Source organism: Paenibacillus sp. FSL K6-0108 (assembly GCF_045040695.1).
Taxonomy (GTDB): Bacteria; Bacillota; Bacilli; order Paenibacillales; family Paenibacillaceae; genus Paenibacillus; species Paenibacillus pabuli_B.
Window position 1 is genome coordinate 6,626,825 of sequence record NZ_CP150288.1, and the last position, 22,438, is coordinate 6,649,262.

Consider the following 22,438-nt stretch of genomic DNA (forward strand, 5'->3'; position numbering starts at 1 on the left):
ATTTGTGCAACAAATGCGTTCGCTTTCCATTCGGTCCGACACGGCTGTGTGGATGAATGGTTCAGCGGTTGTGGAACTGAAAATCATACACACTTTCTGTGATGTACCGATTTTCATTTCAGAGTTTATTCTCTGAAAACTAGATCCGAAACGAAATCTGCGACTTACAACTTGCATATTGGATAAGCCCTCGACCGATTAGTACTGGTCAGCTCCATGCATTGCTGCACTTCCACCCCCAGCCTATCTACCTCGTCGTCTTCAAGGGGTCTTACATACTGGGAAATCTCATCTTGAGGGGGGCTTCACGCTTAGATGCTTTCAGCGCTTATCCCGTCCGTACATAGCTACCCAGCGGTGCTCCTGGCGGAACAACTGGTACACCAGCGGTACGTCCATCCCGGTCCTCTCGTACTAAGGACAGCTCCTCTCAAATTTCCTACGCCCACGACAGATAGGGACCGAACTGTCTCACGACGTTCTGAACCCAGCTCGCGTACCGCTTTAATGGGCGAACAGCCCAACCCTTGGGACCTACTTCAGCCCCAGGATGCGATGAGCCGACATCGAGGTGCCAAACCTCCCCGTCGATGTGGACTCTTGGGGGAGATAAGCCTGTTATCCCCAGGGTAGCTTTTATCCGTTGAGCGATGGCCCTTCCATGCGGTACCACCGGATCACTAAGCCCGACTTTCGTCCCTGCTCGACTTGTAGGTCTCGCAGTCAAGCTCCCTTATGCCTTTGCACTCTTCGAATGATTTCCAACCATTCTGAGGGAACCTTTGGGCGCCTCCGTTACTCTTTAGGAGGCGACCGCCCCAGTCAAACTGCCCACCTGACACTGTCCCCGCACCGGATTACGGTACCAGGTTAGAACCTAGATACGATCAGGGTGGTATCCCAACGGTGCCTCCACCGAAGCTGGCGCTCCGGCTTCAAAGGCTCCCACCTATCCTGTACAGATCGTACCCAAATTCAATATCAAGCTGCAGTAAAGCTCCATGGGGTCTTTCCGTCTTGTCGCGGGTAACCTGCATCTTCACAGGTATTAAAATTTCACCGGATCTCTCGTTGAGACAGCGCCCAAGTCGTTACGCCATTCGTGCGGGTCAGAATTTACCTGACAAGGAATTTCGCTACCTTAGGACCGTTATAGTTACGGCCGCCGTTTACTGGGGCTTCGGTTCACAGCTTCGGGATTACTCCCTAACCGCTCCCCTTAACCTTCCAGCACCGGGCAGGCGTCAGCCCGTATACTTCGCCTTACGGCTTCGCACAGACCTGTGTTTTTGCTAAACAGTCGCTTGGGCCTTTTCACTGCGGCCCCCTCGTGCTATTCACACTACCGGGGCACCCCTTCTCCCGAAGTTACGGGGTCATTTTGCCGAGTTCCTTAACGAGAGTTCTTCCGCGCGCCTTAGAATTCTCTTCTCGCCTACCTGTGTCGGTTTGCGGTACGGGCACCATCACCTGGCTAGAGGCTTTTCTTGGCAGTGTGAGATCATGACCTTCGCTACTATAATTTTCGCTCCCCATCACAGCCCAGCCTTACGATGTGCGGATTTGCCTACACATCAGCCTCACTGCTTAGACGGACATCCATCAGTCCGCGTCACTACCCTGCTGCGTCCCCCCATTGCTCATAACGGCTTACGGTGGTACAGGAATTTCGACCTGTTGTCCTTCGACTACGCCTTTCGGCCTCGCCTTAGGTCCCGACTTACCCTGAGCGGACGAGCCTTCCTCAGGAACCCTTAGGCTTTCGGCGGATCAGATTCTCACTGATCTTTTCGTTACTCATACCGGCATTCTCACTTGTATAATGTCCAGCGCTCCTTACGGTACACCTTCAACCCTTATACAACGCTCCCCTACCCCTGGATCGACTTCACTCCAGCTTCGAAGCCCTGTGTTTATCCCCTGGGAAGCATTTGGTCATCCAAGATTTCAATCCTTGTCTGACAAAAATGTCCTTGTGGACAACACGCCTCAAAGAAGCAGTGAAGTCGATCCAAGCCATAGCTTCGGTGGTGTGTTTAGCCCCGTTACATTTTCGGCGCAGAGTCACTCGACCAGTGAGCTATTACGCACTCTTTCAATGGTGGCTGCTTCTAAGCCAACATCCTGGTTGTCTGTGCAACTCCACATCCTTTCCCACTTAACACACACTTGGGGACCTTAGCTGATGGTCTGGGCTGTTTCCCTTTTGACAATGGATCTTAGCACTCACTGTCTGACTCCCGGAAGTAAGTCTATGGCATTCGGAGTTTGACTGAGCTTGGTAACCCTTGCGGGCCCCGCACCCAATCAGTGCTCTACCTCCACGACTCTGTTTTCCGAGGCTAGCCCTAAAGCTATTTCGGGGAGAACCAGCTATCTCCGAGTTCGATTGGAATTTCTCCGCTACCCCCACCTCATCCCCGCACTTTTCAACGTGCGTGGGTTCGGGCCTCCAGTGCGTGTTACCGCACCTTCACCCTGGACAGGGGTAGATCACCCGGTTTCGGGTCTACGTCCACGTACTCATTCGCCCTATTCAGACTCGCTTTCGCTGCGGCTCCGGCTCTTCACCTTAACCTTGCACGGGAACGTAACTCGCCGGTTCATTCTACAAAAGGCACGCCATCACCCCTAAAACGGGCTCTGACTTTTTGTAAGCACACGGTTTCAGGTTCTATTTCACTCCCCTTCCGGGGTGCTTTTCACCTTTCCCTCACGGTACTGCTTCACTATCGGTCGCTAGGAAGTATTTAGCCTTGGCAGATGGTCCTGCCGGATTCATACGGGGTTTCACGTGCCCCGCACTACTCGGGATCCGTCTCGGAGAGAGCCAACTTTCAACTACAGGGCTATTACCTTCTTTGGCGGGCCTTTCCAGACCTCTTCGTTTAACCGGCTCCTTTGTAACTCCATGTGAGACGTCCCACAACCCCAGAGAGCAAGCTCTCTGGTTTGGGCTTCTCCGCGTTCGCTCGCCGCTACTGACGGAATCACTATTGTTTTCTCTTCCTCAGGGTACTTAGATGTTTCAGTTCCCCTGGTATGCCTCTACGTAACCTATGTATTCAGTTACGAGTAACTGGAAATTACCCCAGCTGGGTTTCCCCATTCGGACACCCCCGGATCAAAGCTTGCTTACAGCTCCCCGAGGCAGTTTCGTTGTTCGCCACGTCCTTCATCGGCTCCTAGCGCCTAGGCATCCTCCGTGTGCTCTTAGTAGCTTAACCATTGCGCTCGTGTTCGAGCTGTCGCTTCCCTTGTTTTGGACGTCGTCCAAAGCCAAAAGTCGCTCCATTTCGATCACTCGCTCCAGCAATCTACCGTTTTTATTGAAACTTGTTTAACACAAGTTCAGCTAAAAAGGAATGTTCTAATTCGCATATTTCGTTTCGATATCTAGTTTTCAAAGAACAAGCTTGTAAAATCTTATTGGTGGAGCCAAGCGGGATCGAACCGCTGACCTCCTGCTTGCAAGGCAGGCGCTCTCCCAGCTGAGCTATGGCCCCAAATTTTACCCCAAAAAGTGAAGTTTACCTACGAAGTCGATTCCGATCACTTTCCGGGAACCCCGCGTACAAAATACTTATGAAGTTAAATGGTGGGCCCTGGTGGACTCGAACCACCGGCCTCACCCTTATCAGAGGTGCGCTCTAACCAACTGAGCTAAGGGCCCACATTATATATTATATTGAAACCCGTAATGGGTTTACGCTTGGCGGCGTTCTACTCTCCCAGGACCCTGCGGTCCAAGTACCATCGACGCTGAAGGGCTTAACGGTCGTGTTCGGGATGGGAACGTGTGGAACCCCTTCGCTATCGCCACCAAACGTTTGAGAGTTTGAACTCTCAAAACTGAGCAACGAGTGAGTTAAAAGCTTTACGAAGTAAAGCTCGCTTCGGAAGCATGCTTCCTGAAGACTTGATTTGAATGTTTCCGCTACGGGAAACGATTCTCCATAGAAAGGAGGTGATCCAGCCGCACCTTCCGATACGGCTACCTTGTTACGACTTCACCCCAATCATCTATCCCACCTTCGGCGGCTGGCTCCTTGCGGTTACCCCACCGACTTCGGGTGTTATAAACTCTCGTGGTGTGACGGGCGGTGTGTACAAGACCCGGGAACGTATTCACCGCGGCATGCTGATCCGCGATTACTAGCAATTCCGACTTCATGCAGGCGAGTTGCAGCCTGCAATCCGAACTGAGACCGGCTTTTTAGGATTAGCTCCACCTCGCGGCTTCGCGGCCCGTTGTACCGGCCATTGTAGTACGTGTGTAGCCCAGGTCATAAGGGGCATGATGATTTGACGTCATCCCCACCTTCCTCCGGTTTGTCACCGGCAGTCACCTTAGAGTGCCCATCCGAAATGCTGGCAACTAAGATCAAGGGTTGCGCTCGTTGCGGGACTTAACCCAACATCTCACGACACGAGCTGACGACAACCATGCACCACCTGTCTCCTCTGTCCCGAAGGAAAGGTACATCTCTGTACCGGTCAGAGGGATGTCAAGACCTGGTAAGGTTCTTCGCGTTGCTTCGAATTAAACCACATACTCCACTGCTTGTGCGGGTCCCCGTCAATTCCTTTGAGTTTCAGTCTTGCGACCGTACTCCCCAGGCGGAGTGCTTAATGTGTTAACTTCGGCACCAAGGGTATCGAAACCCCTAACACCTAGCACTCATCGTTTACGGCGTGGACTACCAGGGTATCTAATCCTGTTTGCTCCCCACGCTTTCGCGCCTCAGCGTCAGTTACAGCCCAGAGAGTCGCCTTCGCCACTGGTGTTCCTCCACATATCTACGCATTTCACCGCTACACGTGGAATTCCACTCTCCTCTTCTGCACTCAAGTCACCCAGTTTCCAGTGCGATCCGGGGTTGAGCCCCGGGATTAAACACCAGACTTAAATGACCGCCTGCGCGCGCTTTACGCCCAATAATTCCGGACAACGCTTGCCCCCTACGTATTACCGCGGCTGCTGGCACGTAGTTAGCCGGGGCTTTCTTCTCAGGTACCGTCACCTTGAGAGCAGTTACTCTCCCAAGCGTTCTTCCCTGGCAACAGAGCTTTACGATCCGAAAACCTTCATCACTCACGCGGCATTGCTCCGTCAGGCTTTCGCCCATTGCGGAAGATTCCCTACTGCTGCCTCCCGTAGGAGTCTGGGCCGTGTCTCAGTCCCAGTGTGGCCGATCACCCTCTCAGGTCGGCTACGCATCGTCGCCTTGGTGAGCCGTTACCCCACCAACTAGCTAATGCGCCGCAGGCCCATCCCCAAGTGACAGATTGCTCCGTCTTTCCAGTTTCCTTCAGGCGAAGAAAACAACTATTCGGTATTAGCTACCGTTTCCGGTAGTTGTCCCAAACTTGAGGGCAGGTTGCCTACGTGTTACTCACCCGTCCGCCGCTAACTATCAGAGAAGCAAGCTTCTCTTCAAGTCCGCTCGACTTGCATGTATTAGGCATGCCGCCAGCGTTCGTCCTGAGCCAGGATCAAACTCTCCAATAAAGTATTGAAAAGAGCGATAAGCTCATTTTGAATCTGACGAGATTAAAAATCTCATTTATGTTCCAGTTTTCATACAGCCAAACGGCATGTACCAAAAACTTTCACATCCATCCTGAAAGCAGGATGATTACTCACTCGTTGTTCAGTTTTCAAAGATCAAACATTCAAATTGTTTCAGTTTTTCGCGTCACCGTATTTTCAGCGGCGACTTTTATAATGTATCATGTTTAAGTTTACTTTGCAAGCACTTTTTTTTTTCGATTTACTTCAACTCGTTTTTATCAGCGCTTGTTTCGGTTAACTTTTCCTTAAAAAAGGAACGAAAATTAATTTATCATATTGAACAAAAAAGGTCAACCCTTTTTCGACAAATTGTTTCATCTCCATTTTCAAAGCTGTCTATTCTACCTATTCCCTGATTCATGATGTCTGAGGTACAGCGCTGGCTTTACGGGCCGCACCTCTTTGATATAGGTGAACTTCAGTACTGTCGGTCATTATGGCTTGGATTTTTTTAATTTGCCACCTCTAGCATATTTGGATAGCTCTTTGGGTGGCGCAAAGCGTGCATACATACGGAACACAGTCTTATAGCGATTCGCTATAGCGTATTTAATTTCTTGATCGAGACGATTGTCACTTAAGTCAAACAACATTTCATCGAGCTCTTTGCGCAATACATAATCCAGTTCCTTGCATTCCTTCTCGTTAAACAGCATACCCAGCATTAGAGTTCTCCTTTTTCTGCATATGGATAATGGCGTGTCCCAGTGTATGTCATATTCATGCCCCTTATTCAGGCTATATATCGGACAGCGCCGGTTTTAGTAGCAAACCCAGGATCGTCTTTGTTTGTCCTTTTGTGGTTGCTACTGAAACCCGTTTTATTGTTATGGTCAACTTTCTGAAAATTTATGAATGTCGTCCCATACAAATTTATCCTCGCACCAGGCTGTAGGTAAGTGTACTTTCAATAATCGCTGCAACAAAAAGCAAAATAACAATCCAGAAGGAGGCAGTCACCGTGGTTCGCATAAAAGCACTCCACTGGCTTCCAATCATATTTCGCTTCTCCCCGCCCAATTGAACAAAACTTTTGAGAACCAAACCACCTAACCTTAAACCGAATGCACATGCGATTATAATGACTGGAATTTCAATAATGCCATGTGGAAGAAGTCCTTTTACAACAATATCAAAGAAGCTTGCCCCATAGTTCATTGTGGTGTGTACCAGAAAACCGATAACCATTCCATTGATCAACAGGAACACGACTGGCAGAATGCCAAAAAAGATACCGGCATAGATTACGAGAACACTTTTGATCGCATTGTTGAAAAAAATAAAGAGGAAGAAGTTCCATTGCACATTATTCCCCTGCTCCAGCCGTTCACTAATCTCTCTTAGTCCCCCAATTTGATTCAACAATATATCCTCGAGTGGTCCTGTACTCACCCATCCTGTTCCTATTCCAACAACAAACAATACGATCGACCAAATTAATGCGCCACGAATGGAACCTAAAGCTCTAAGAAATGTACTGAATTTTAACATAATATCCTCCTGTGTAATCAAGATGTTGGACAAACAAACGACTGATACGAATAACTGCGAGGTACGAGCATACATTGGAGAGTAAACAAGCATTTCTTATGGGAGAGGGGCGCTTATTGAAATGAACTCGTTCTATGTATTTAGCGGCAAAAAGATCAAACGTTTCCTGATTGTACTGGTTGCTGCCGTCTTTGCTATCGGGATTATTTATCTGGAGAGCGGCAATATTTCTGTATTCTCGGAGGATGCACCATCCGCCGTGTACAGCGTTCCAACCGAGAAGAAGGTTATCGCACTCACCTTTGATATTAGCTGGGGAGATAAAAGGACAGAGCCTATTCTGAAGGTCCTTCAAGATAATAAAGTAAAGAAGGCCACTTTCTTCTTGTCCTCCCCCTGGAGTAAGACACACCCCGAGATTGTAACAGCCATCAAAGACGCAGGATACGAAATTGGCAGCCATGGTCACAAGCATGATAACTACAGTAGTCTGACGGAAGAAGAGATCCGCAAAGAAATTTTGACAGCTCATAGCATTTTAACCGACTTAACGGGAAAAGAACCGAAATTGCTTCGTCTCCCTAATGGTGACTTTGACAAACGTGTTCTTCAAGTTGCGAACAGTCTCAATTATCAAGTGGTCCAGTGGGACACCGATTCGCAGGATTGGAAGAACCCTGGTGTACAGACCATTGTTGATCGTGTAGTTAGCAAGGCACATCCGGGTGATATCGTGCTGCTGCATGCCAGTGATTCCTCGAAACAAACACATGAAGCTTTACCCGTCATTATCGACAAGTTGAAAAATCAAGGATATGAATTCGTGACGGTTTCCGAGCTGCTTAACCATTCAAGCGTCAAAGGTACTGAAGTTCGCGACCAGGCCAGTGTACAGTAAAACGTTAAATTAAACAATTAAACAGTATTGCTGCACAAACTATATTTTATCTTTGGAGAATTCCTCTGTAAAAGGGCGCTGAAGCGCCCTAAAAAAATGAAAGAGCTAACCAAGTTAGCTCTTTTTGACGTTTTTTTGGGATATCATCGCTATGCATGGCTTTCTTGTACCTGCTCGGTCTTACCACTCATTCGTTGCTCCATAGCCCCATCTACCAGCCTGTGCAATATCAGCATTTGGTATGCATTACAGAGTAACAGTGGAACCACAATAAAGATGGTGGCCGCATTCACATCAATTCGCAAAACACCAATCGTCTCCACCACAGTAACAGCCACCATGAAAAAGAGTGTAGGCACTAGTGCCGAAATATGTGTCTGCTTCACCTTTACGTAAGCGGTAACAATTGCAGCTGCCAAAATAATGATTCCAAGTACAATATCAGATAGCCGTTCTCGCTCCCCACCGACAAACAAACGTAGAAACATAACATCAAGTAGCGCCAAAACGGTTAGAACGATCTGTACAATTTGCCAGCTGCGTTTCGAAAATACACCTTTGCCCATATAGTTTAATATCAAGTATGCGAAAAAACCCATTTGCGAATATACGCTTATCATAATACCGGAACCAAACAAGATCAGAAGATAAAATAAAAAATCGGTCATTCCATTCGTTTTCTCACCATTAACCAACATCATAATTAGACCCGTCACTAATGATCCAGCAGCCCCGATCAGCAAAGCTGACCAAAATAGGAAAAACCATTTACGTAAATTCAAATGTTTTCCACCCCCGAGAGTTTATTTTACCAACCTTCACAGCAAAAAACCATCATCTTTCAACATATTTAGCGGTTTCCCATCACATACTACATCCAGTATCTAATCAAGGAGGGATTGTGCACATGAAACGGCCTTTGTGGCAGTTATGCTGTGTCGTACTTGGACTATCCGTCATGCTTGCCGGCTGTGGCTCAGATCAGAATTACTCGCCTCCTCAGGGCGGTTATAAAGAAATGAAAACAATGGTCGTGGATATCCTCAAAAGTGACGAAGGTAAAAAAGCGGTTGAAGAAGCTCTCACCGGACAGAGTTCTTCTGGTGGTGGTGAAGGTGGCGCTTCTGGCCAAAGTGGAGCTTCAGGCGGTGGATCTGGAACAGTGGGTATGAAAATGTTAATGCCTATGCAATCTTCAGAACAAATACGTATAGCTGTAAAAGATACCATCACGGCTCCCGAATATCAGAAGGAATTCGAGAAAATTATGACGGATCCACAGTTTGCAGGTGAGTTCGCCAAGGTAATTAACTCTCAAAGCAAGCAACTGCATATGCAGTTAATCAAAGACCCAACGTATCAAAAATCCATTGGAGACGTGATGAAATCTCCTGAAGTATCCAAGATGTTTATGGATATGACCAAAACGCCAGAATATCGTAAACAAACGATGACCGTCATGCAGGAAGTCATGCAGAATCCTTTATTCCGGATGGAAGTTCTGACTTTGCTGAAGAAGGTAGTTCAGGACGAACTGCAACCCAAAACAGAACAAGGCGGTCAAGGGGATCAACAAGGTAAAAGTAAAGGTGAAGATGGCGGCAGCGGAAGTGGAAATGGTGGTGATGGCGGCAGCGGCGGAGAGTCTGGAAGTAGCGGAGGAGCTTAAAATATGATAAAAACGCCTCAAACGATTCGAATTAAAGCAGTTATGTAGTATAGATCGCACAAAAGCCCGCATTCGAAGATGTGGGCTTTTGTTTTTACATTTTACTTATTCAAAAATTTAAAATTTGGCATCAACAGACTGAGCAACCTCGTCATAGATCACACCGATGCTTGAATCTGCCTTATACACGGATGGGGAGAAATCCGGCTCCGAGATATGATTATCCGGTGCTCCCAGTGGAATCTGCGCAAGCAGCTCTGTATGAAGGCTCTCGGCAAGAGTCCCCCCGCCGCCCCGACCAAATACATAATCTTTCTCTCCACATTTGCTGCATTCATAATAAGCCATATTCTCTACGACACCAAGTAGCTCATGTTCGGTCTGAATAGCCATGGCACCTGCGCGTGCAGCTACAAAAGCAGCGGTTGCATGTGGGGTTGTAACGATGATTTCTTTGCTGTGTGGCAGCATCTGATGAACGTCTAATGCCACGTCACCCGTACCCGGAGGTAGATCAAGCAGCATATAATCCAACTCTCCCCAGTTTACATCGGTAAAGAATTGGCGCAGCATCCGCCCCAACATAGGTCCACGCCAGATCACCGGGTTATTCTCCCGAATAAAGAATCCCATCGACATGACCTTTACGCCGAAACGTTCTACAGGCTGGATCACCCCGTCCTCAACGACCGGATATTCTTCTATGCCCATCATATCAGGTACACTGAAGCCATATATATCTGCATCGATTAGGCCAACCTTCTTGCCTTGACGTGCCAGGGCCGCAGCCAAATTAACGGTTACCGTCGATTTGCCGACGCCGCCTTTACCACTAGCAACAGCAATAAAACGTACGCCGGATTCAGGACTTAACAACTCATGCCCATCCAGCCCTGCTGCATGGCCTTTAACAAGCACTTCGTCCTGGTCTTCCTCATGATCCGCTTGTCCTATATTCAGACTCTCACGCTCATGCTCTGACGCTGCACGCAGCCGAATATGTACATCACTCACTCCGTGTTGGGACAACAGGTTGCGCGCAGCATCACTTAGAGCAGTTGTATCCTCTGTGCGGTTCTCCAGCGTCACCATAGTAAGAGCAACATGAGTTTCTTTAACCATGACATCACGGACCCACTGCAGTTCAGTCAAACTTACGCCCAATTGCGGTTCCTGCAATGGCTGCAATAGTTCAAGTATCTGTTCTTTTGATAACATCAGACAGCACCTCAGCTTTATCTATTGGCATGTAATTAGGTATGCTAATCCAATTATATCATTACCTTTCTCGTTGTGACTAACTTTTAGGACGTTCGCCTGAAGAATAACGGAGAATTCCGTTATAAATGGATGCAGCCACTTTACGCTGATAGGCCTCATTAGCCAGCAGACGCGCCTCTTCCGGGTGAGAAAGGAAACCGACCTCCACAAGTGCCGAAGGAATTTTTAACGCCTGGAGCAAATAAACGGTATTTACCGTTTTCGCGATTCGATCTGTATTTTCCAAATTACGAATCATTTCTTGCTGAAGCAGATTGGCCAACCCTTCATTATCAGGATGGTTAGGTGTATAAAAAACTTGAGCACCACTCCAGCGGTTCGAAGGAACACTGTTCATATGAATGCTGATAAAGAGATCTGCCTGCTTATCCTCGATTCTTCTTACTCTTTGTTTCAGGTCTTCCGTTTTGCGTTTGGAGTAACCCTTGGTATCTGTAGCAGCCAGATCGGAGTCTATTTCCCGTGTCATCACAACCAAAGCCCCTGCTTGCTGCAGATAATCTCGTACGTACAGCGCGATGGACAGATTGATATCTTTCTCGATGACTCCCTGCTTACTCACGGCTCCCCCATCTGGTCCACCATGTCCTGCATCAATGGCTATGACTTTACCCGCTAGAGGCAATCCCCAGTAACCGGACATTTTGGAGGAGGGCAGCTCATACGTCACCACTGCCACAAACATGGCAAGCAAACAAAGGCTTAACATGATTCTCTTCATTGTACGTAACCTAATCCAGATTACAAAGTGCTTCCCCATATTTTTACGCATAAAAAAACCACCTCGTCCCTATAAATGACTCTAATCATCTATATGGGACAAGATGGACAAATATACCGTTAGGACCGGACTTGCTCCGCCATTCCTTCAATCAGCACCTCAGCTACCTCAGGGCGCGTAAATTCAGGTGGAGGACATTGGCCATCTCTTAGCAAGCCACGTACTTTGGTGCCAGACAGAGCCATATGGTGTTCTTTATCCCGGATAATAGTTCTCCAGCAAAACCAGATAACTCTTCATTCGTACATCGGCAGGCACGTCATCAGACTTCGTTTCGCCTACAAGCGGGTTTAAGAACAGGGCGTCCACAATCTCCATTGCACTCTTCTGGATGTACTCATGGGCACGATGGACCGGATTACGCGTCTGAAAACCGACAACCGTCTTCCAGCCCTTATCCTGGAACGTTTTCCGTGTCTCAGCAGGATCATAATAGAACTGTTCGAACCTAGCAGGTTTGGGGCGATTCAGCACTTGTATTGGACCTCCTACACACGTTGCAGGTCGTTCCAGCAGTTTCTTCACACCCGGGTGTTCTGGATCATCGGTCTTGAAGACGCGATGCGCTTCTTCACCCTGATTTACTTTATATAAGCTCTTCACTTCCAGCAATCCATAAGTTACTCCATCATCATCGCCAATAAGCGCCACAGTCTCACCGAGCTGTAGTGATGCAGCCTGCTGCTCATCTACAGCCAAGGTAATGGGTATGCTCCACACTGTTCCGTCAGCAAGACGCATACGAGATATAACCGAAAGATAGTCTTCTTCAGTCATAAAACCTTGAAGCGGTGAGAATGCCCCCACACCAATGAGATCCAAATCCGAAATTGTCCAGCTGCTAATACGTAAAGAGGACAGTTTTTCACTCTCTCGTAATAATTGTTCCCGTTCTTCTCCTTGTACGACACGCTGAATCAGCGTACCTCCATGAGGCAGAATCGAAGTCATCTTGTCGCTCCCTGTTTCACCATTTTTTATATTATCGAGAATAAATTCAATGCATGAGCGTTATAAAATCCATCACTTACTCACACTCAATTATTTATGAAGGCCACATTCCGTTTTTTCATTCCCAGACCAGCGTCCCGCACGTGGATCTTCTCCAGGCATAACCTGACGTGTGCAGTGCTCACAACCGATACTCGGGTAATTTTGATCATGCAACGGATTGTACACGACATTATTGGCACGGATGTAGTCCCATACATCCTCAGAAGTCCAGTGAGCGATCGGGTTAAACTTCATTAGACCAAACTTGACGTCATACTCGACCTTCTTGGAATTTGCACGCGTCGGCGCCTGATCTCTCCGAATACCGGTAATCCATGCATCATATTGGGAAAGAATACGTGTCAGCGGCTCAACCTTCCGAATATTACAACAAGCATTAGGATCCAACTTCCATAGTTCATCCCCATGTTGAGCTGCCTGCTCTTCTGGAGTAATTTTTGGTGCCACACGTACAAACTCAAGATTGTATTTCTCTTTCATTTTGTCACGTGTCTCATATGTTTCTTTAAAATGAAAATCAGTATCCAAATAAAAAATATCTGTCGATGGACTGATCTTTTGCAGCATATCTACAAGTACAACATCCTCTGCACCGAAGCTGCACGCAAAAGTAATATTTGGAAACGTCTCAATCGCATAACGAATAATATCCTCTGGACTAGCGTTTTCCAACTCTTCAGCTTTCGTCCGTGCAAGTTCTTCCTTCTCCAACAAGTTCATCTCTGCATTTCCCCCATTCTGCAATTCAACAAATACTAAAGCCGACTAATCTAATATGAATTATGTATAGTATAAATCTTTCATGAGGGATGTCAATGCCTTCCATATGGTAAAATACATCAGTTTTAGCCCATTTTTATGTTGTTCATTTTTGAAATGAATTGGTCTTCATTACGCACATAAGCGATTTTTGGATAAAATTATACATTTGCAATATGAGCTTTTTTTAACTTATCTCAATTTGGGGATGGCTGAAATCCTTTGCAACTGCTGGGTTTACGGTGTTCGTTTGAGAAAACAGAGTATAGAATAACTCTATAGAACTTAACGAAAATAGACTAACAAGAAGGATATACGAATGAATTAAATCCGGGAATCGCATTCTTTAATTGTAAGGGACCTTTATCAAAACCATAAGAAAAACTGATGAGAATTGAGGATGAAAGGTATATGATTACAAACACTGTGAAGTTCAAAACTGTAATTAAATAGGTTAGTGGTGAGGTGTTTATACTGGAGTCTGGAGTATTCAACAAGAGGAAGAAACTTTAACAGTTATAAGGAACTTGATTCCACCCCACTGCACTCAGATGGAGAAATGAGCAATCTAATATAGTCTAGATGGTCCCTAGAATACAAAAAAGCCTTTGACCGAGGCCAAAGGCTTGTAATGCATATTAACGTTTGGAGAACTGAGGTGCGCGACGTGCGGCTTTGAGACCGTATTTTTTACGTTCTTTCATCCGTGGGTCACGAGTCAGGAATCCAGCTTTTTTCAGGGATGCACGGTATTCCGGATCTGCTTTCAACAGAGCGCGGGAGATACCATGACGGATTGCGCCGGCTTGACCGGAGATTCCGCCACCATGAGCGATAACAAGAACATCATAGTTGCTGAGTGTTTCTGTCAGGTTCAATGGTTGTTTTACGATCAGTTTGAGTGTTTCCAAACCGAAGTATTCATTAATATCACGTTTATTGATGACAATGCGTCCTTCACCCGGTACAAGGCGAACACGAGCTACCGAATGTTTACGACGACCTGTCCCATAGTATTGTACTTGTGCCATGAAACTGTCCTCCTTTTAATTAACCGCGAAGTTCATAAACTTCTGGTTTTTGTGCTGCATGTGGATGCTCAGTGCCTCTGTACGCTTTAAGTCTCAGCTTCATTTTCTCGCCCATGCGAGTTTTAGGAAGCATACCGCGAACAGCCAATTCCAACATACGTTCCGGTTTGTTTTTAACCATCTCTTCAGCAGTAGTTACTTTCAAACCACCTGGGTGCATCGAGTGACGGTAGTATTTTTTACCTTGCATTTTTTTACCAGTCAATACAATTTTCTCTGCATTGATGATAACAACGAAATCGCCAGTGTCCACATGTGGAGTGAATTGTGGCTTATGTTTGCCGCGGATCAAAGCAGCTGCTTCGCTCGCCAAACGTCCGAGCGTTTTGCCTTCAGCATCAATGATGTGCCATTGGCGCTCAACTTCGTTAGGCTTCGCCATGTACGTAGTACGCATGAAAATTTCCTCCTTAAAATGTTCAAAATCATCATTTTCATTTATCTTCATTCATTAAGTTATAACTTTAGGTGTTGATGGATTAGTTGTTGCTATGTGAACCTCTTAATTGGGGCTGTGGGAAAGCCATTAAGAAAACACAACTTTTATATTACATGATAGGAGATTAAATCGCAAGTGTTAATTAAGCATTTCACTTCGCAATTTTAATCTTTTTTGTATTCAAGGTCCCAGAGCATTAAACCGCAGCTAACCGCAGTAGGTCCTGCAGCAGAACGATTACAAGCAGCAATCATATTCGGTACATCAGAGGCTTTCCGTTTGCCCTCTCCGATCTCCAGCAGTGTACCCACAATGATACGAACCATATGCTGCAAAAAGCCGTTACCACTCACATAGACGTGAATGACACCCTGATCGCGCGGATGGTCCCTACACATGGATCGGTCCACTTCTATCCATGCTTCGTATACCGAACGTACATGATTTTCTTTCTGAGACTTGCGTGAAGCAAAGGAGGTGAAATCATACGTACCAATAAAATGACGCAAACCCTCCTGCATTGCAGCAATATCCAGCTTGGCATGGTGATGATATTGCAGCCTCCGATTGAATACATCCGGAAATTGATTCGCATTGATGGTATACCGATAGGTTTTCTTTTTCGCTGCATAGCGAGAATGAAAATCGTTAGGTACTTCAACCACATCAATAACGATAATATCGGATGGTAATCTGGCGTTGAGCGCAATACACCATCGTTCAATCGGGATCTGGGATTCCGTAGGGAAATTGAAGATCTGTCTGCGTGCGTGAACGCCTGCATCCGTTCTGCCTGAACCAGTAATTTTGACCTTCTCACCGGTTAGGGCACGAATGGCATCTTCAAGATGGTCCTGAATGGTGTTCCCACCTGGCTGAACCTGAAAGCCGTAATAGGCAGTGCCATCATAAGTTAACGTCATGCACAAGTTGCGCATCAATACCACACCTTTGTTCCATACTATACATGTGCCTATCCCGAACAGCAAAAGAAGCCCCTTCCGGAGCTTCTATTACAGCACGAAATCCGAAATGAAGAGAAAAAAAGGGTTAAACCAGAATCAACGATTCTGTCCCCTTTCCTCATCTCATCTGTTCTACGCGCGGTCAACCAGTTCCAAGTAAACCATAGGCGCAGCGTCACCACGACGAGGTCCCAGTTTAAGGATACGAGTGTATCCACCTGGACGCTCAGCGTAACGACCGGACAATTCGCTAAACAGTTTTTGGATTGCATCTTGCTCACCATCAATAGTTTCGCGGCGAACATAAGCTGCCACTTGACGACGGGCATGAAGATCTCCCTTTTTCGCTTTAGTGATCAGTTTTTCAGCAATGGAGCGAACCTCTTTTGCTTTCGCTTCAGTTGTCTGAATGCGTTCGTATAAGAACAGGTCGGTTACCAGGTCACGGAACAAAGCTTTACGTGCGCTGGAATTACGGCCCAACTTTTGGTATGCCATTGTTTTCCCTCCTTCACTTCAAGCACTCGGCTGTCTATTCTTCTGTACGGAGTCCCAAACCGAGCTCCTCAAGCTTCTCTTGAACTTCTTCCAAAGACTTGCGTCCGAGGTTACGGACTTTCATCATGTCTTCTTCCGTTTTCGTAGTCAGCTCTTGCACGGTATTAATACCGGCACGTTTGAGGCAGTTGTAGGAACGAACAGAGAGATCCAGCTCTTCGATCGTCATTTCGAGTACTTTTTCTTTTTTGTCTTCTTCTTTTTCGACCATGATCTCTGCATCTTTCGCTTCGTCTGTAAGACCTACGAAGAGCATCAGATGCTCGGTCAAAATTTTAGCGCCAAGGCTTACAGCCTCTTCAGGACGAATACTTCCGTCAGTCCAAACTTCCAACGTGAGCTTGTCATAGTTGGTTACTTGGCCAACACGCGTATTTTCCACAGCGTAGTTAACGCGGCTAATCGGGGTGAAGATGGAATCGACAGGGATGACGCCGATCGGCTGGTCATCGCGTTTATTCCGATCTGCCTGGACGTAGCCGCGACCGCGATTGGCAAAAATACGCATGTGAAGTCTCGAACCTGGTCCTAGCGTAGCAATATGAAGATCCGGGTTAAGGATTTCAACATCGGAATCAGCACGGATATCTCCAGCCGTAATTGCTCCTTCACCTTCAGCATCAATCTCGAGCACTTTCTCCTCGTCAGAATGAATTTTGAGCGACAAAGCTTTCAGGTTTAGAATAATCTCCGTAACATCTTCCATTACGCCAGGAACTGTAGCAAATTCATGCAGAACGCCATCGATTTGAACCGAAGACACTGCCGCACCCGGCAGTGACGAGAGCAAGATTCGGCGAAGCGAGTTTCCAAGCGTCGTTCCGTATCCGCGCTCCAGCGGTTCTACTACGAATTTCCCATAGGTGCCATCATCGTTGACGTCTACCGTCTCAATTTTCGGCTTTTCGATTTCAATCACTGCAATACCCCTCCTTCAAAACGTCGGTCCTCTATGAAACATTTACCTTCTCTTGCGAAAACATGTAGTAGTATGCCTAAACAACCATTATTAGCAGATTGTGCTGGAAATATACCACACGCAGGGGCAAATCTCATTAGACACGACGACGTTTTGGAGGACGGCATCCGTTATGCGGGACTGGAGTTACGTCTTTGATCAGGTTAACTTCAAGACCAGCAGCTTGCAAAGAGCGGATCGCTGCTTCACGGCCTGCGCCTGGTCCTTTAACCATAACCTCAACGGCTTTCATCCCATGTTCCATTGCTGCTTTGGCAGCAGTCTCAGCAGCCATTTGTGCAGCAAACGGAGTCGATTTACGGGAACCTCTGAATCCGAGGCCGCCGGAGCTTGCCCACGAAATTGCATTTCCGTGAGGATCCGTAATGGTAACGATAGTGTTATTGAAAGTGGAACGGATATGCGCCACGCCAGATTCAATATTTTTACGGTCACGACGTTTAGTACGTACGACTTTTTTCGGTTTAGCCATTTTTTCTTATCCCCCCTTATTATTTCTTCTTGTTCGCTACAGTACGACGAGGACCTTTACGAGTACGAGCATTCGTTTTCGTACGTTGTCCACGAACAGGCAGACCACGACGATGACGAACTCCACGGTAACAACCGATCTCCGTCAAACGTTTAATATTCAAAGAGATTTCACGACGCAGGTCACCTTCTACTTTGACCTCTTTATCGATACTTTCACGCAATTTGCTGACTTCATCTTCCGTCAAATCACGAACACGAGTGTCCGGATTGATGCCTGTTGTGCTCAGAATTTTCTGGGAAGTCGTTTTACCGATTCCGAAAATATAAGTCAAGGCGATCTCAACGCGCTTATCACGTGGCAAATCCACACCAGCTATACGTGCCATTTTACGCTACACCCCCTTCTTTAACCTTGTTTTTGTTTGTGTTTCGGATTTTCACAGATAACCATAACATTCCCTTTGCGGCGAATGACTTTGCATTTTTCGCAAATCGGCTTGACCGAAGGTCTTACCTTCATGTGAATTACCTCCTCAAAGTTTTGCTTAGCAAAACCCTCTTCGTAAGCATTGACCTCGTTTTACCATTGTAAAACCGGCTTCGAAGCTTTCGCAAGTTTTGCCGGGCAAAACCCGCTTCATAAGCTTCACAGTTCATTGCAACTGTCTACTACTATTTACGGTAAGTTATACGACCTTTTGTCAAATCATAAGGTGATAACTGAACAACCACTTTGTCTCCAGTCAGGATACGGATAAAGTGCATCCGCAACTTGCCGGAAACGTGAGCGAGAATTTGATGACCGTTCTCAAGCTCAACCTTGAACGTTGCATTCGGTAGCGGCTCGAGAACCGTACCTTCCACTTCAATGACATCTTCCTTGGCCATTAGTCAGTCTCCTTTCTCTTCAGCTTGAATGTTGGTGGATTCCAGAAACGAATGAACCGCATAGCGGAGCTTTCCGTTTGTCACCCGACCACTCTCGTTTAAACTGTTTACGACCTCGCTGCTGATCATCGGTTGGAGTTCAAGATGAAGAATATTCTTCTTCTTGGGTTGATCAAACTTACGTTTGTCTCCATCCGCAATATATACGAACCTGCTGTCCGCTATAGCAACAATTACTGCGGCTTGGTCCGCATTGCGGCCTTTACGGATCTTCACAAGTTGACCGAGCTGCGGATTAGACTGATTGTTCATGCCTTATCACCTACGCATTCAGTTTTGTGAAAATTTCCATGCCTTCTGGTGTAACTGCTACGGTGTGTTCAAAGTGGGCGCATAACGATCCATCAACAGTGACGACAGTCCAGTTATCTTCCAACGTTTTCACATACCGTCTGCCTGCGTTAACCATCGGCTCTATGGCCAGCACCATGCCCGCTTTAAGCCGTGGTCCCCGATCAGGAAGACCATAGTTCGGAATCTGTGGTTCTTCGTGGAGATCAGCTCCTATGCCGTGACCGACATATTCACGTACTACCGAGAACCCTTCATCTTCAATATATTTCTGAATCGCATGAGATATTGTAAACAAGCGAACGTCCGGTTTAACCAGCGCCAGACCTGCGTATAACGAAGCCTCGGTAACGTCCAGAAGACGACGGGCTTCTTCGGAAATACGGCCGACTGGATAAGTCCAGGCGGAATCTCCGTGATACCCCTGGTACTGCGCGCCAATGTCAAACGTAACGATATCGCCCTCGTTCAACTTTCGTTTGCCGGGAAATCCATGCACCAACTCTTCATTCACTGAAGCGCACACACTGGCAGGGAAACCGTTATAACCTTTGAAAGACGGCACAGCTCCTTGACTGCGGATGTATTGATCGGCCATTTGGTCAAGTTCTCCAGTCGTAATACCGGGAGCGATATGCTCTGCCAAGAGACGATGCGTTTCCGCAACAATTCTCCCTGCTTCCCTCATCAAGCCCAGTTCCGTTTCGGACTTACCAATGATCATCAATTAACCTCGCAGCAGGGACACGATATCATGAGAAACTTGATCGATATCCTGTTCTCCGTCCATTTGACGAAGAAGGCCTTTGTTCTCATAAAATGTGAGGAGTGGTGCTGTTTTGTTGATATATTCGTCGAGACGTGTGCCTACGCTCTCTTCATTATCATCAGAGCGCTGGTACAAGTCACCGCCGCATTTATCACAGATACCTTCCTGCTTGGGCGGATTGAACACGACATGATAGGTGGCACCACAGTTCTTACAAATGCGACGACCCGTCAGACGGGCGAGCAGTTTGTTGCGGTCCACTTTCAGGTTGATTACATGATCGAGACCTGAGTTCAGTCGATCCAGAATGCCATCGAGCGCTTCTGCTTGAGACAGGGTTCTTGGAAAACCATCCAAGAGGAATCCTTCTCTGCAATCAGGCTGCTGCAATCGTTCTTCAACGATGCCGATCGTTACATCATCTGGTACGAGCAATCCTTGATCCATATATTCCTTGGCTTTCAGGCCAATGGGAGTTCCCTGCTTAATCGCGAGACGAAATGCATCGCCTGTTGAAATGTGGGGAATACCGAACTCTTTCACAATGACGTCTGCTTGCGTTCCTTTTCCTGCCCCCGGAGGGCCCATGAATAGGATGTTCACGTTATGTCACTCCCTCCAAGACTACCCTACATCAACAAACAGCACAATAGGTGCCGGCAAGTAAATCTTCACTCGACCGGTACCTATTGCCTATTTATTGATAAAACCTTTGTAGTGGCGTTTGATCAATTGGCTTTCGATTTGCTTCATCGTATCCAGCGCAACACCGATAACGATCAGGAGAGATGTTCCTCCAATTTGCGCAGATTGAGGCAAACCAGAAAGTGCCCCCAAAATTACAGGCAGAACGGAAATGACTGCCAAGAAGATGGCACCTGCCGTTGTCAAACGAGTCATGACACGGGTCAGATATTTCTCGGTTGCTTTACCCGGACGAATGCCTGGAATGTAACCGCCGTTCTTTTTCATGTTGTCAGCCATCTGCTGTGGATTCATCTGTACAAAAGTATAGAAGAATGTGAACCCGAAAATCATCACTACATACAGTAACATACCCAGAGGTTTATGAGTAGTGAGATTGGCTCCGATCCACTGTGCCCATGCGCGATCAGCCCAGAAGTTTGCGATGATCGATGGGAACATCAACAGAGATGAAGCAAAGATGACAGGGATAACACCTGCTGCATTAATCTTCAGCGGGATATGTGTGTTCTGTCCACCGTACATTTTGTTACCTACGACGCGTTTAGCGTACTGTACAGGAATTTTCCGAATCGCCTGCTGGATGTAAATGACACCTATGATAATCAACACAATAACAATTGCAACGATTACCCCTTTAAGAATGTTCATGAACAATTGGTCAGCTTGGATGAAGTCGGATTCGATCGTTTGTTTGATAATGTTAGGCACCGTTGATAGGATACCCGCAAAGATCAAAATCGAAATCCCGTTTCCTATGCCCTTCTCGGTGATCTGCTCACCAAGCCACATTAGGAATGAAGTACCGGCCGTAAGTACAATCGCGATCAAGATATAATCTGCAAATGTTGCATTAGGCACCATTTCTGTATTGTACAAGCGGTTGAATCCGATCGACGTACCAAACGCTTGAATCAATGCCAGACCTACCGTTAAATAACGGGTAAGTTGTGCAGATTTTTTCTTACCTTGTTCACCCTGCTTTGCCCACTCCGCTAATTTTGGAATAACGTCCATGGAAAGCAGCTGTACTATGATAGACGCAGTGATGTAAGGCACGATCCCGAGCGCAAATATCGAGAACTGAAAGAGCGCTCCACCCGAGAATGTGTTTAGAAGTCCAAAAACTTCTTTACCCGCAGAATTTGTCGCCTCGAACACATCTTTGTTAACTCCCGGTACGGGAACAAAGGATCCGATGCGGTAAATGATCAGTACAAAAAGGGTAAATAATACCCTTTTGCGCAGATCTTCAACCCGCCAGATATTCTTTAGGGTCTTGAACATTAAATCACCTCTGTTGTACCGCCGGCAGCTTCAATTTTCTCAATAGCAGATTGAGAAAACTTGTTAGCTTTAACAGTCAGCTTCACAGTGACATCACCGTTACCCAGGATTTTGATTCCGGATTTAGCGTTTTTAACTACGCCGTTCGTCATCAAGAATTCTGGAGTTACTTCAGTACCCGCAGCAAAACTGTTCAGGTCTTCAGTATTCACAACTGCATATTCTTTGCGAGTTGGGTTTACAAAACCACGTTTTGGCAAGCGACGATACAATGGATTTTGTCCACCTTCGAAGCCTGGACGTACTCCACCGCCAGAACGAGCGTTTTGTCCTTTGTGACCGCGACCTGATGTTTTACCTGTACCACTACTTGGACCGCGACCAAGACGTTTACGTTCTTTGCGGGATCCAGGAGATGGTGAAAGCTCATGTAACTTCATCGTTCGTTGCACCTCCTTAAAGAT

At 46.7% G+C, this 22,438-nt stretch carries 22 protein-coding genes, 2 tRNA genes, 3 rRNA genes and 1 pseudogene; 2 read left to right on the forward strand and 26 right to left on the reverse strand.

The features are described from left to right. Positions 1–178: 178 nt before the first annotated feature. From MHB49_RS30210 to MHB49_RS30240, 7 genes are all read right to left on the reverse strand, one after another. Positions 179–3,227, reverse strand: a 23S ribosomal RNA gene (locus MHB49_RS30210). Positions 3,228–3,430: 203 nt separating this feature from the next. Further along, positions 3,431–3,506: transfer RNA gene (locus tag MHB49_RS30215), tRNA-Ala, on the reverse strand. Positions 3,507–3,596: 90 nt separating this feature from the next. Continuing rightward, positions 3,597–3,673: transfer RNA gene (locus tag MHB49_RS30220), tRNA-Ile, on the reverse strand. Between the two features lie 37 nt (positions 3,674–3,710). Continuing rightward, positions 3,711–3,827, reverse strand: a 5S ribosomal RNA gene (gene rrf / locus MHB49_RS30225). A gap of 133 nt (positions 3,828–3,960) precedes the next feature. Next, positions 3,961–5,512 (reverse strand): 16S ribosomal RNA (locus MHB49_RS30230). The 16S, 23S and 5S rRNA genes sit together here with 2 tRNA genes alongside, the layout of an rRNA operon. Before the next feature lie 497 nt (positions 5,513–6,009). Next, entirely contained in the window at positions 6,010–6,240 is a 231-nt protein-coding gene (locus MHB49_RS30235) for a hypothetical protein (protein WP_247899513.1), read from the reverse strand. A 208-nt stretch (positions 6,241–6,448) separates the two neighbouring features. Beyond that, entirely contained in the window at positions 6,449–7,066 is a 618-nt protein-coding gene (locus MHB49_RS30240) for a stage II sporulation protein M (protein ID WP_247899514.1), read from the reverse strand. 121 nt (positions 7,067–7,187) lie between these two features. Here MHB49_RS30240 and pdaB point away from each other — a divergent pair, with 121 nt between their 5' ends. Next, positions 7,188–7,964, forward strand: a complete 777-nt coding sequence (pdaB, locus tag MHB49_RS30245; protein ID WP_405154056.1) for a polysaccharide deacetylase family sporulation protein PdaB — start codon at positions 7,188–7,190, stop codon at positions 7,962–7,964. 149 nt (positions 7,965–8,113) lie between these two features. Here pdaB and MHB49_RS30250 read toward each other — a convergent pair whose 3' ends face one another. Beyond that, the gene (locus MHB49_RS30250) at positions 8,114–8,746 is read right to left on the reverse strand and encodes a KinB-signaling pathway activation protein (protein ID WP_247899516.1); all 633 of its coding nucleotides are present in this window, start codon (positions 8,744–8,746) and stop codon (positions 8,114–8,116) included. Between the two features lie 125 nt (positions 8,747–8,871). Here MHB49_RS30250 and gerD point away from each other — a divergent pair, with 125 nt between their 5' ends. Then, positions 8,872–9,633: a spore germination lipoprotein GerD gene (gerD, locus tag MHB49_RS30255; protein WP_405154057.1), complete on the forward strand. Its 762-nt coding sequence runs from the start codon at positions 8,872–8,874 to the stop codon at positions 9,631–9,633. Positions 9,634–9,750: 117 nt separating this feature from the next. Here the strand turns inward: gerD and MHB49_RS30260 are convergent, their stop codons facing one another. The 18 genes and pseudogenes from MHB49_RS30260 to rplO form a co-directional block, all read right to left on the reverse strand. Beyond that, positions 9,751–10,851 carry a P-loop NTPase gene (locus MHB49_RS30260; protein WP_405154058.1) on the reverse strand — a complete coding sequence of 367 codons (1,101 nt, stop codon included), beginning with the start codon at positions 10,849–10,851 and terminating at the stop codon, positions 9,751–9,753. 79 nt (positions 10,852–10,930) lie between these two features. Then, positions 10,931–11,686, reverse strand: coding sequence for an N-acetylmuramoyl-L-alanine amidase CwlD (gene cwlD / locus MHB49_RS30265; protein ID WP_405154059.1), 756 nt, complete (start codon positions 11,684–11,686; stop codon positions 10,931–10,933). 68 nt (positions 11,687–11,754) lie between these two features. Beyond that, a pseudogene (locus MHB49_RS30270) lies at positions 11,755–12,646 on the reverse strand (hypothetical protein). A 90-nt stretch (positions 12,647–12,736) separates the two neighbouring features. Continuing rightward, complete coding sequence (locus tag MHB49_RS30275; RefSeq protein ID WP_405154060.1) at positions 12,737–13,429, reverse strand: phosphoadenylyl-sulfate reductase; 693 nt, start codon at positions 13,427–13,429, stop codon at positions 12,737–12,739. A 677-nt stretch (positions 13,430–14,106) separates the two neighbouring features. Next, positions 14,107–14,499 (reverse strand): 30S ribosomal protein S9, encoded by a 393-nt coding sequence (gene rpsI, locus MHB49_RS30280; protein ID WP_024633563.1) that lies wholly within the window; start codon positions 14,497–14,499, stop codon positions 14,107–14,109. Positions 14,500–14,518: 19 nt separating this feature from the next. Further along, on the reverse strand, positions 14,519–14,956 hold the full coding sequence (rplM, locus tag MHB49_RS30285; protein WP_024633564.1) for a 50S ribosomal protein L13: 438 nt from the start codon (positions 14,954–14,956) through the stop codon (positions 14,519–14,521). Positions 14,957–15,162: 206 nt separating this feature from the next. Beyond that, entirely contained in the window at positions 15,163–15,936 is a 774-nt protein-coding gene (truA, locus tag MHB49_RS30290; protein WP_405154061.1) for a tRNA pseudouridine(38-40) synthase TruA, read from the reverse strand. Positions 15,937–16,095: 159 nt separating this feature from the next. Further along, entirely contained in the window at positions 16,096–16,461 is a 366-nt protein-coding gene (rplQ, locus tag MHB49_RS30295) for a 50S ribosomal protein L17 (protein ID WP_017692102.1), read from the reverse strand. Between the two features lie 34 nt (positions 16,462–16,495). Further along, entirely contained in the window at positions 16,496–17,440 is a 945-nt protein-coding gene (locus tag MHB49_RS30300; protein ID WP_024633566.1) for a DNA-directed RNA polymerase subunit alpha, read from the reverse strand. A 136-nt stretch (positions 17,441–17,576) separates the two neighbouring features. Next, a complete protein-coding gene (rpsK, locus tag MHB49_RS30305) occupies positions 17,577–17,972 on the reverse strand; it encodes a 30S ribosomal protein S11 (protein WP_017692100.1) in 396 nt (131 codons plus the stop codon). Positions 17,973–17,991: 19 nt separating this feature from the next. After that, positions 17,992–18,360 (reverse strand): 30S ribosomal protein S13, encoded by a 369-nt coding sequence (rpsM, locus tag MHB49_RS30310; RefSeq protein ID WP_062329455.1) that lies wholly within the window; start codon positions 18,358–18,360, stop codon positions 17,992–17,994. Between the two features lie 20 nt (positions 18,361–18,380). Next, a complete protein-coding gene (gene rpmJ / locus MHB49_RS30315) occupies positions 18,381–18,494 on the reverse strand; it encodes a 50S ribosomal protein L36 (RefSeq protein ID WP_003333770.1) in 114 nt (37 codons plus the stop codon). A 152-nt stretch (positions 18,495–18,646) separates the two neighbouring features. After that, a complete protein-coding gene (gene infA, locus MHB49_RS30320; protein ID WP_017692098.1) occupies positions 18,647–18,862 on the reverse strand; it encodes a translation initiation factor IF-1 in 216 nt (71 codons plus the stop codon). 3 nt (positions 18,863–18,865) lie between these two features. Beyond that, positions 18,866–19,174 carry a KOW domain-containing RNA-binding protein gene (locus tag MHB49_RS30325; RefSeq protein ID WP_095293407.1) on the reverse strand — a complete coding sequence of 103 codons (309 nt, stop codon included), beginning with the start codon at positions 19,172–19,174 and terminating at the stop codon, positions 18,866–18,868. A 10-nt stretch (positions 19,175–19,184) separates the two neighbouring features. Then, on the reverse strand, positions 19,185–19,937 hold the full coding sequence (map, locus tag MHB49_RS30330) for a type I methionyl aminopeptidase (protein WP_247899522.1): 753 nt from the start codon (positions 19,935–19,937) through the stop codon (positions 19,185–19,187). 3 nt (positions 19,938–19,940) lie between these two features. Continuing rightward, a complete protein-coding gene (locus tag MHB49_RS30335) occupies positions 19,941–20,585 on the reverse strand; it encodes an adenylate kinase (protein ID WP_247899523.1) in 645 nt (214 codons plus the stop codon). Between the two features lie 90 nt (positions 20,586–20,675). Next, a complete protein-coding gene (gene secY, locus MHB49_RS30340) occupies positions 20,676–21,974 on the reverse strand; it encodes a preprotein translocase subunit SecY (RefSeq protein WP_062329461.1) in 1,299 nt (432 codons plus the stop codon). Continuing rightward, the gene (gene rplO / locus MHB49_RS30345) at positions 21,974–22,414 is read right to left on the reverse strand and encodes a 50S ribosomal protein L15 (RefSeq protein ID WP_062836188.1); all 441 of its coding nucleotides are present in this window, start codon (positions 22,412–22,414) and stop codon (positions 21,974–21,976) included. Before rplO ends, secY begins: the two co-directional genes overlap by 1 nt. Positions 22,415–22,438: the final 24 nt, after the last annotated feature.

Excerpts from the sequence above, each read along its gene's own strand:
- cwlD (WP_405154059.1), bottom strand. The coding sequence starts at position 11,686 with ATGCGTAAAAATATGGGGAAGCACTTTGTAATCTGGATTAGGTTACGT.
- MHB49_RS30235 (WP_247899513.1), bottom strand. The coding sequence starts at position 6,240 with ATGCTGGGTATGCTGTTTAACGAGAAGGAATGCAAGGAACTGGATTAT.
- MHB49_RS30240 (WP_247899514.1), bottom strand. The coding sequence starts at position 7,066 with ATGTTAAAATTCAGTACATTTCTTAGAGCTTTAGGTTCCATTCGTGGC.
- pdaB (WP_405154056.1), top strand. The coding sequence starts at position 7,188 with ATGAACTCGTTCTATGTATTTAGCGGCAAAAAGATCAAACGTTTCCTG.
- infA (WP_017692098.1), bottom strand. The coding sequence starts at position 18,862 with ATGGCCAAGGAAGATGTCATTGAAGTGGAAGGTACGGTTCTCGAGCCG.
- map (WP_247899522.1), bottom strand. The coding sequence starts at position 19,937 with ATGATCATTGGTAAGTCCGAAACGGAACTGGGCTTGATGAGGGAAGCA.
- rpmJ (WP_003333770.1), bottom strand. The coding sequence starts at position 18,494 with ATGAAGGTAAGACCTTCGGTCAAGCCGATTTGCGAAAAATGCAAAGTC.
- gerD (WP_405154057.1), top strand. The coding sequence starts at position 8,872 with ATGAAACGGCCTTTGTGGCAGTTATGCTGTGTCGTACTTGGACTATCC.
- rpsI (WP_024633563.1), bottom strand. The coding sequence starts at position 14,499 with ATGGCACAAGTACAATACTATGGGACAGGTCGTCGTAAACATTCGGTA.
- truA (WP_405154061.1), bottom strand. The coding sequence starts at position 15,936 with ATGCGCAACTTGTGCATGACGTTAACTTATGATGGCACTGCCTATTAC.
- rpsK (WP_017692100.1), bottom strand. The coding sequence starts at position 17,972 with ATGGCTAAACCGAAAAAAGTCGTACGTACTAAACGTCGTGACCGTAAA.
- rplO (WP_062836188.1), bottom strand. The coding sequence starts at position 22,414 with ATGAAGTTACATGAGCTTTCACCATCTCCTGGATCCCGCAAAGAACGT.
- secY (WP_062329461.1), bottom strand. The coding sequence starts at position 21,974 with ATGTTCAAGACCCTAAAGAATATCTGGCGGGTTGAAGATCTGCGCAAA.
- rpsM (WP_062329455.1), bottom strand. The coding sequence starts at position 18,360 with ATGGCACGTATAGCTGGTGTGGATTTGCCACGTGATAAGCGCGTTGAG.
- rplM (WP_024633564.1), bottom strand. The coding sequence starts at position 14,956 with ATGCGTACTACGTACATGGCGAAGCCTAACGAAGTTGAGCGCCAATGG.
- MHB49_RS30325 (WP_095293407.1), bottom strand. The coding sequence starts at position 19,174 with ATGAACAATCAGTCTAATCCGCAGCTCGGTCAACTTGTGAAGATCCGT.
- MHB49_RS30260 (WP_405154058.1), bottom strand. The coding sequence starts at position 10,851 with ATGTTATCAAAAGAACAGATACTTGAACTATTGCAGCCATTGCAGGAA.
- MHB49_RS30275 (WP_405154060.1), bottom strand. The coding sequence starts at position 13,429 with ATGAACTTGTTGGAGAAGGAAGAACTTGCACGGACGAAAGCTGAAGAG.
- rplQ (WP_017692102.1), bottom strand. The coding sequence starts at position 16,461 with ATGGCATACCAAAAGTTGGGCCGTAATTCCAGCGCACGTAAAGCTTTG.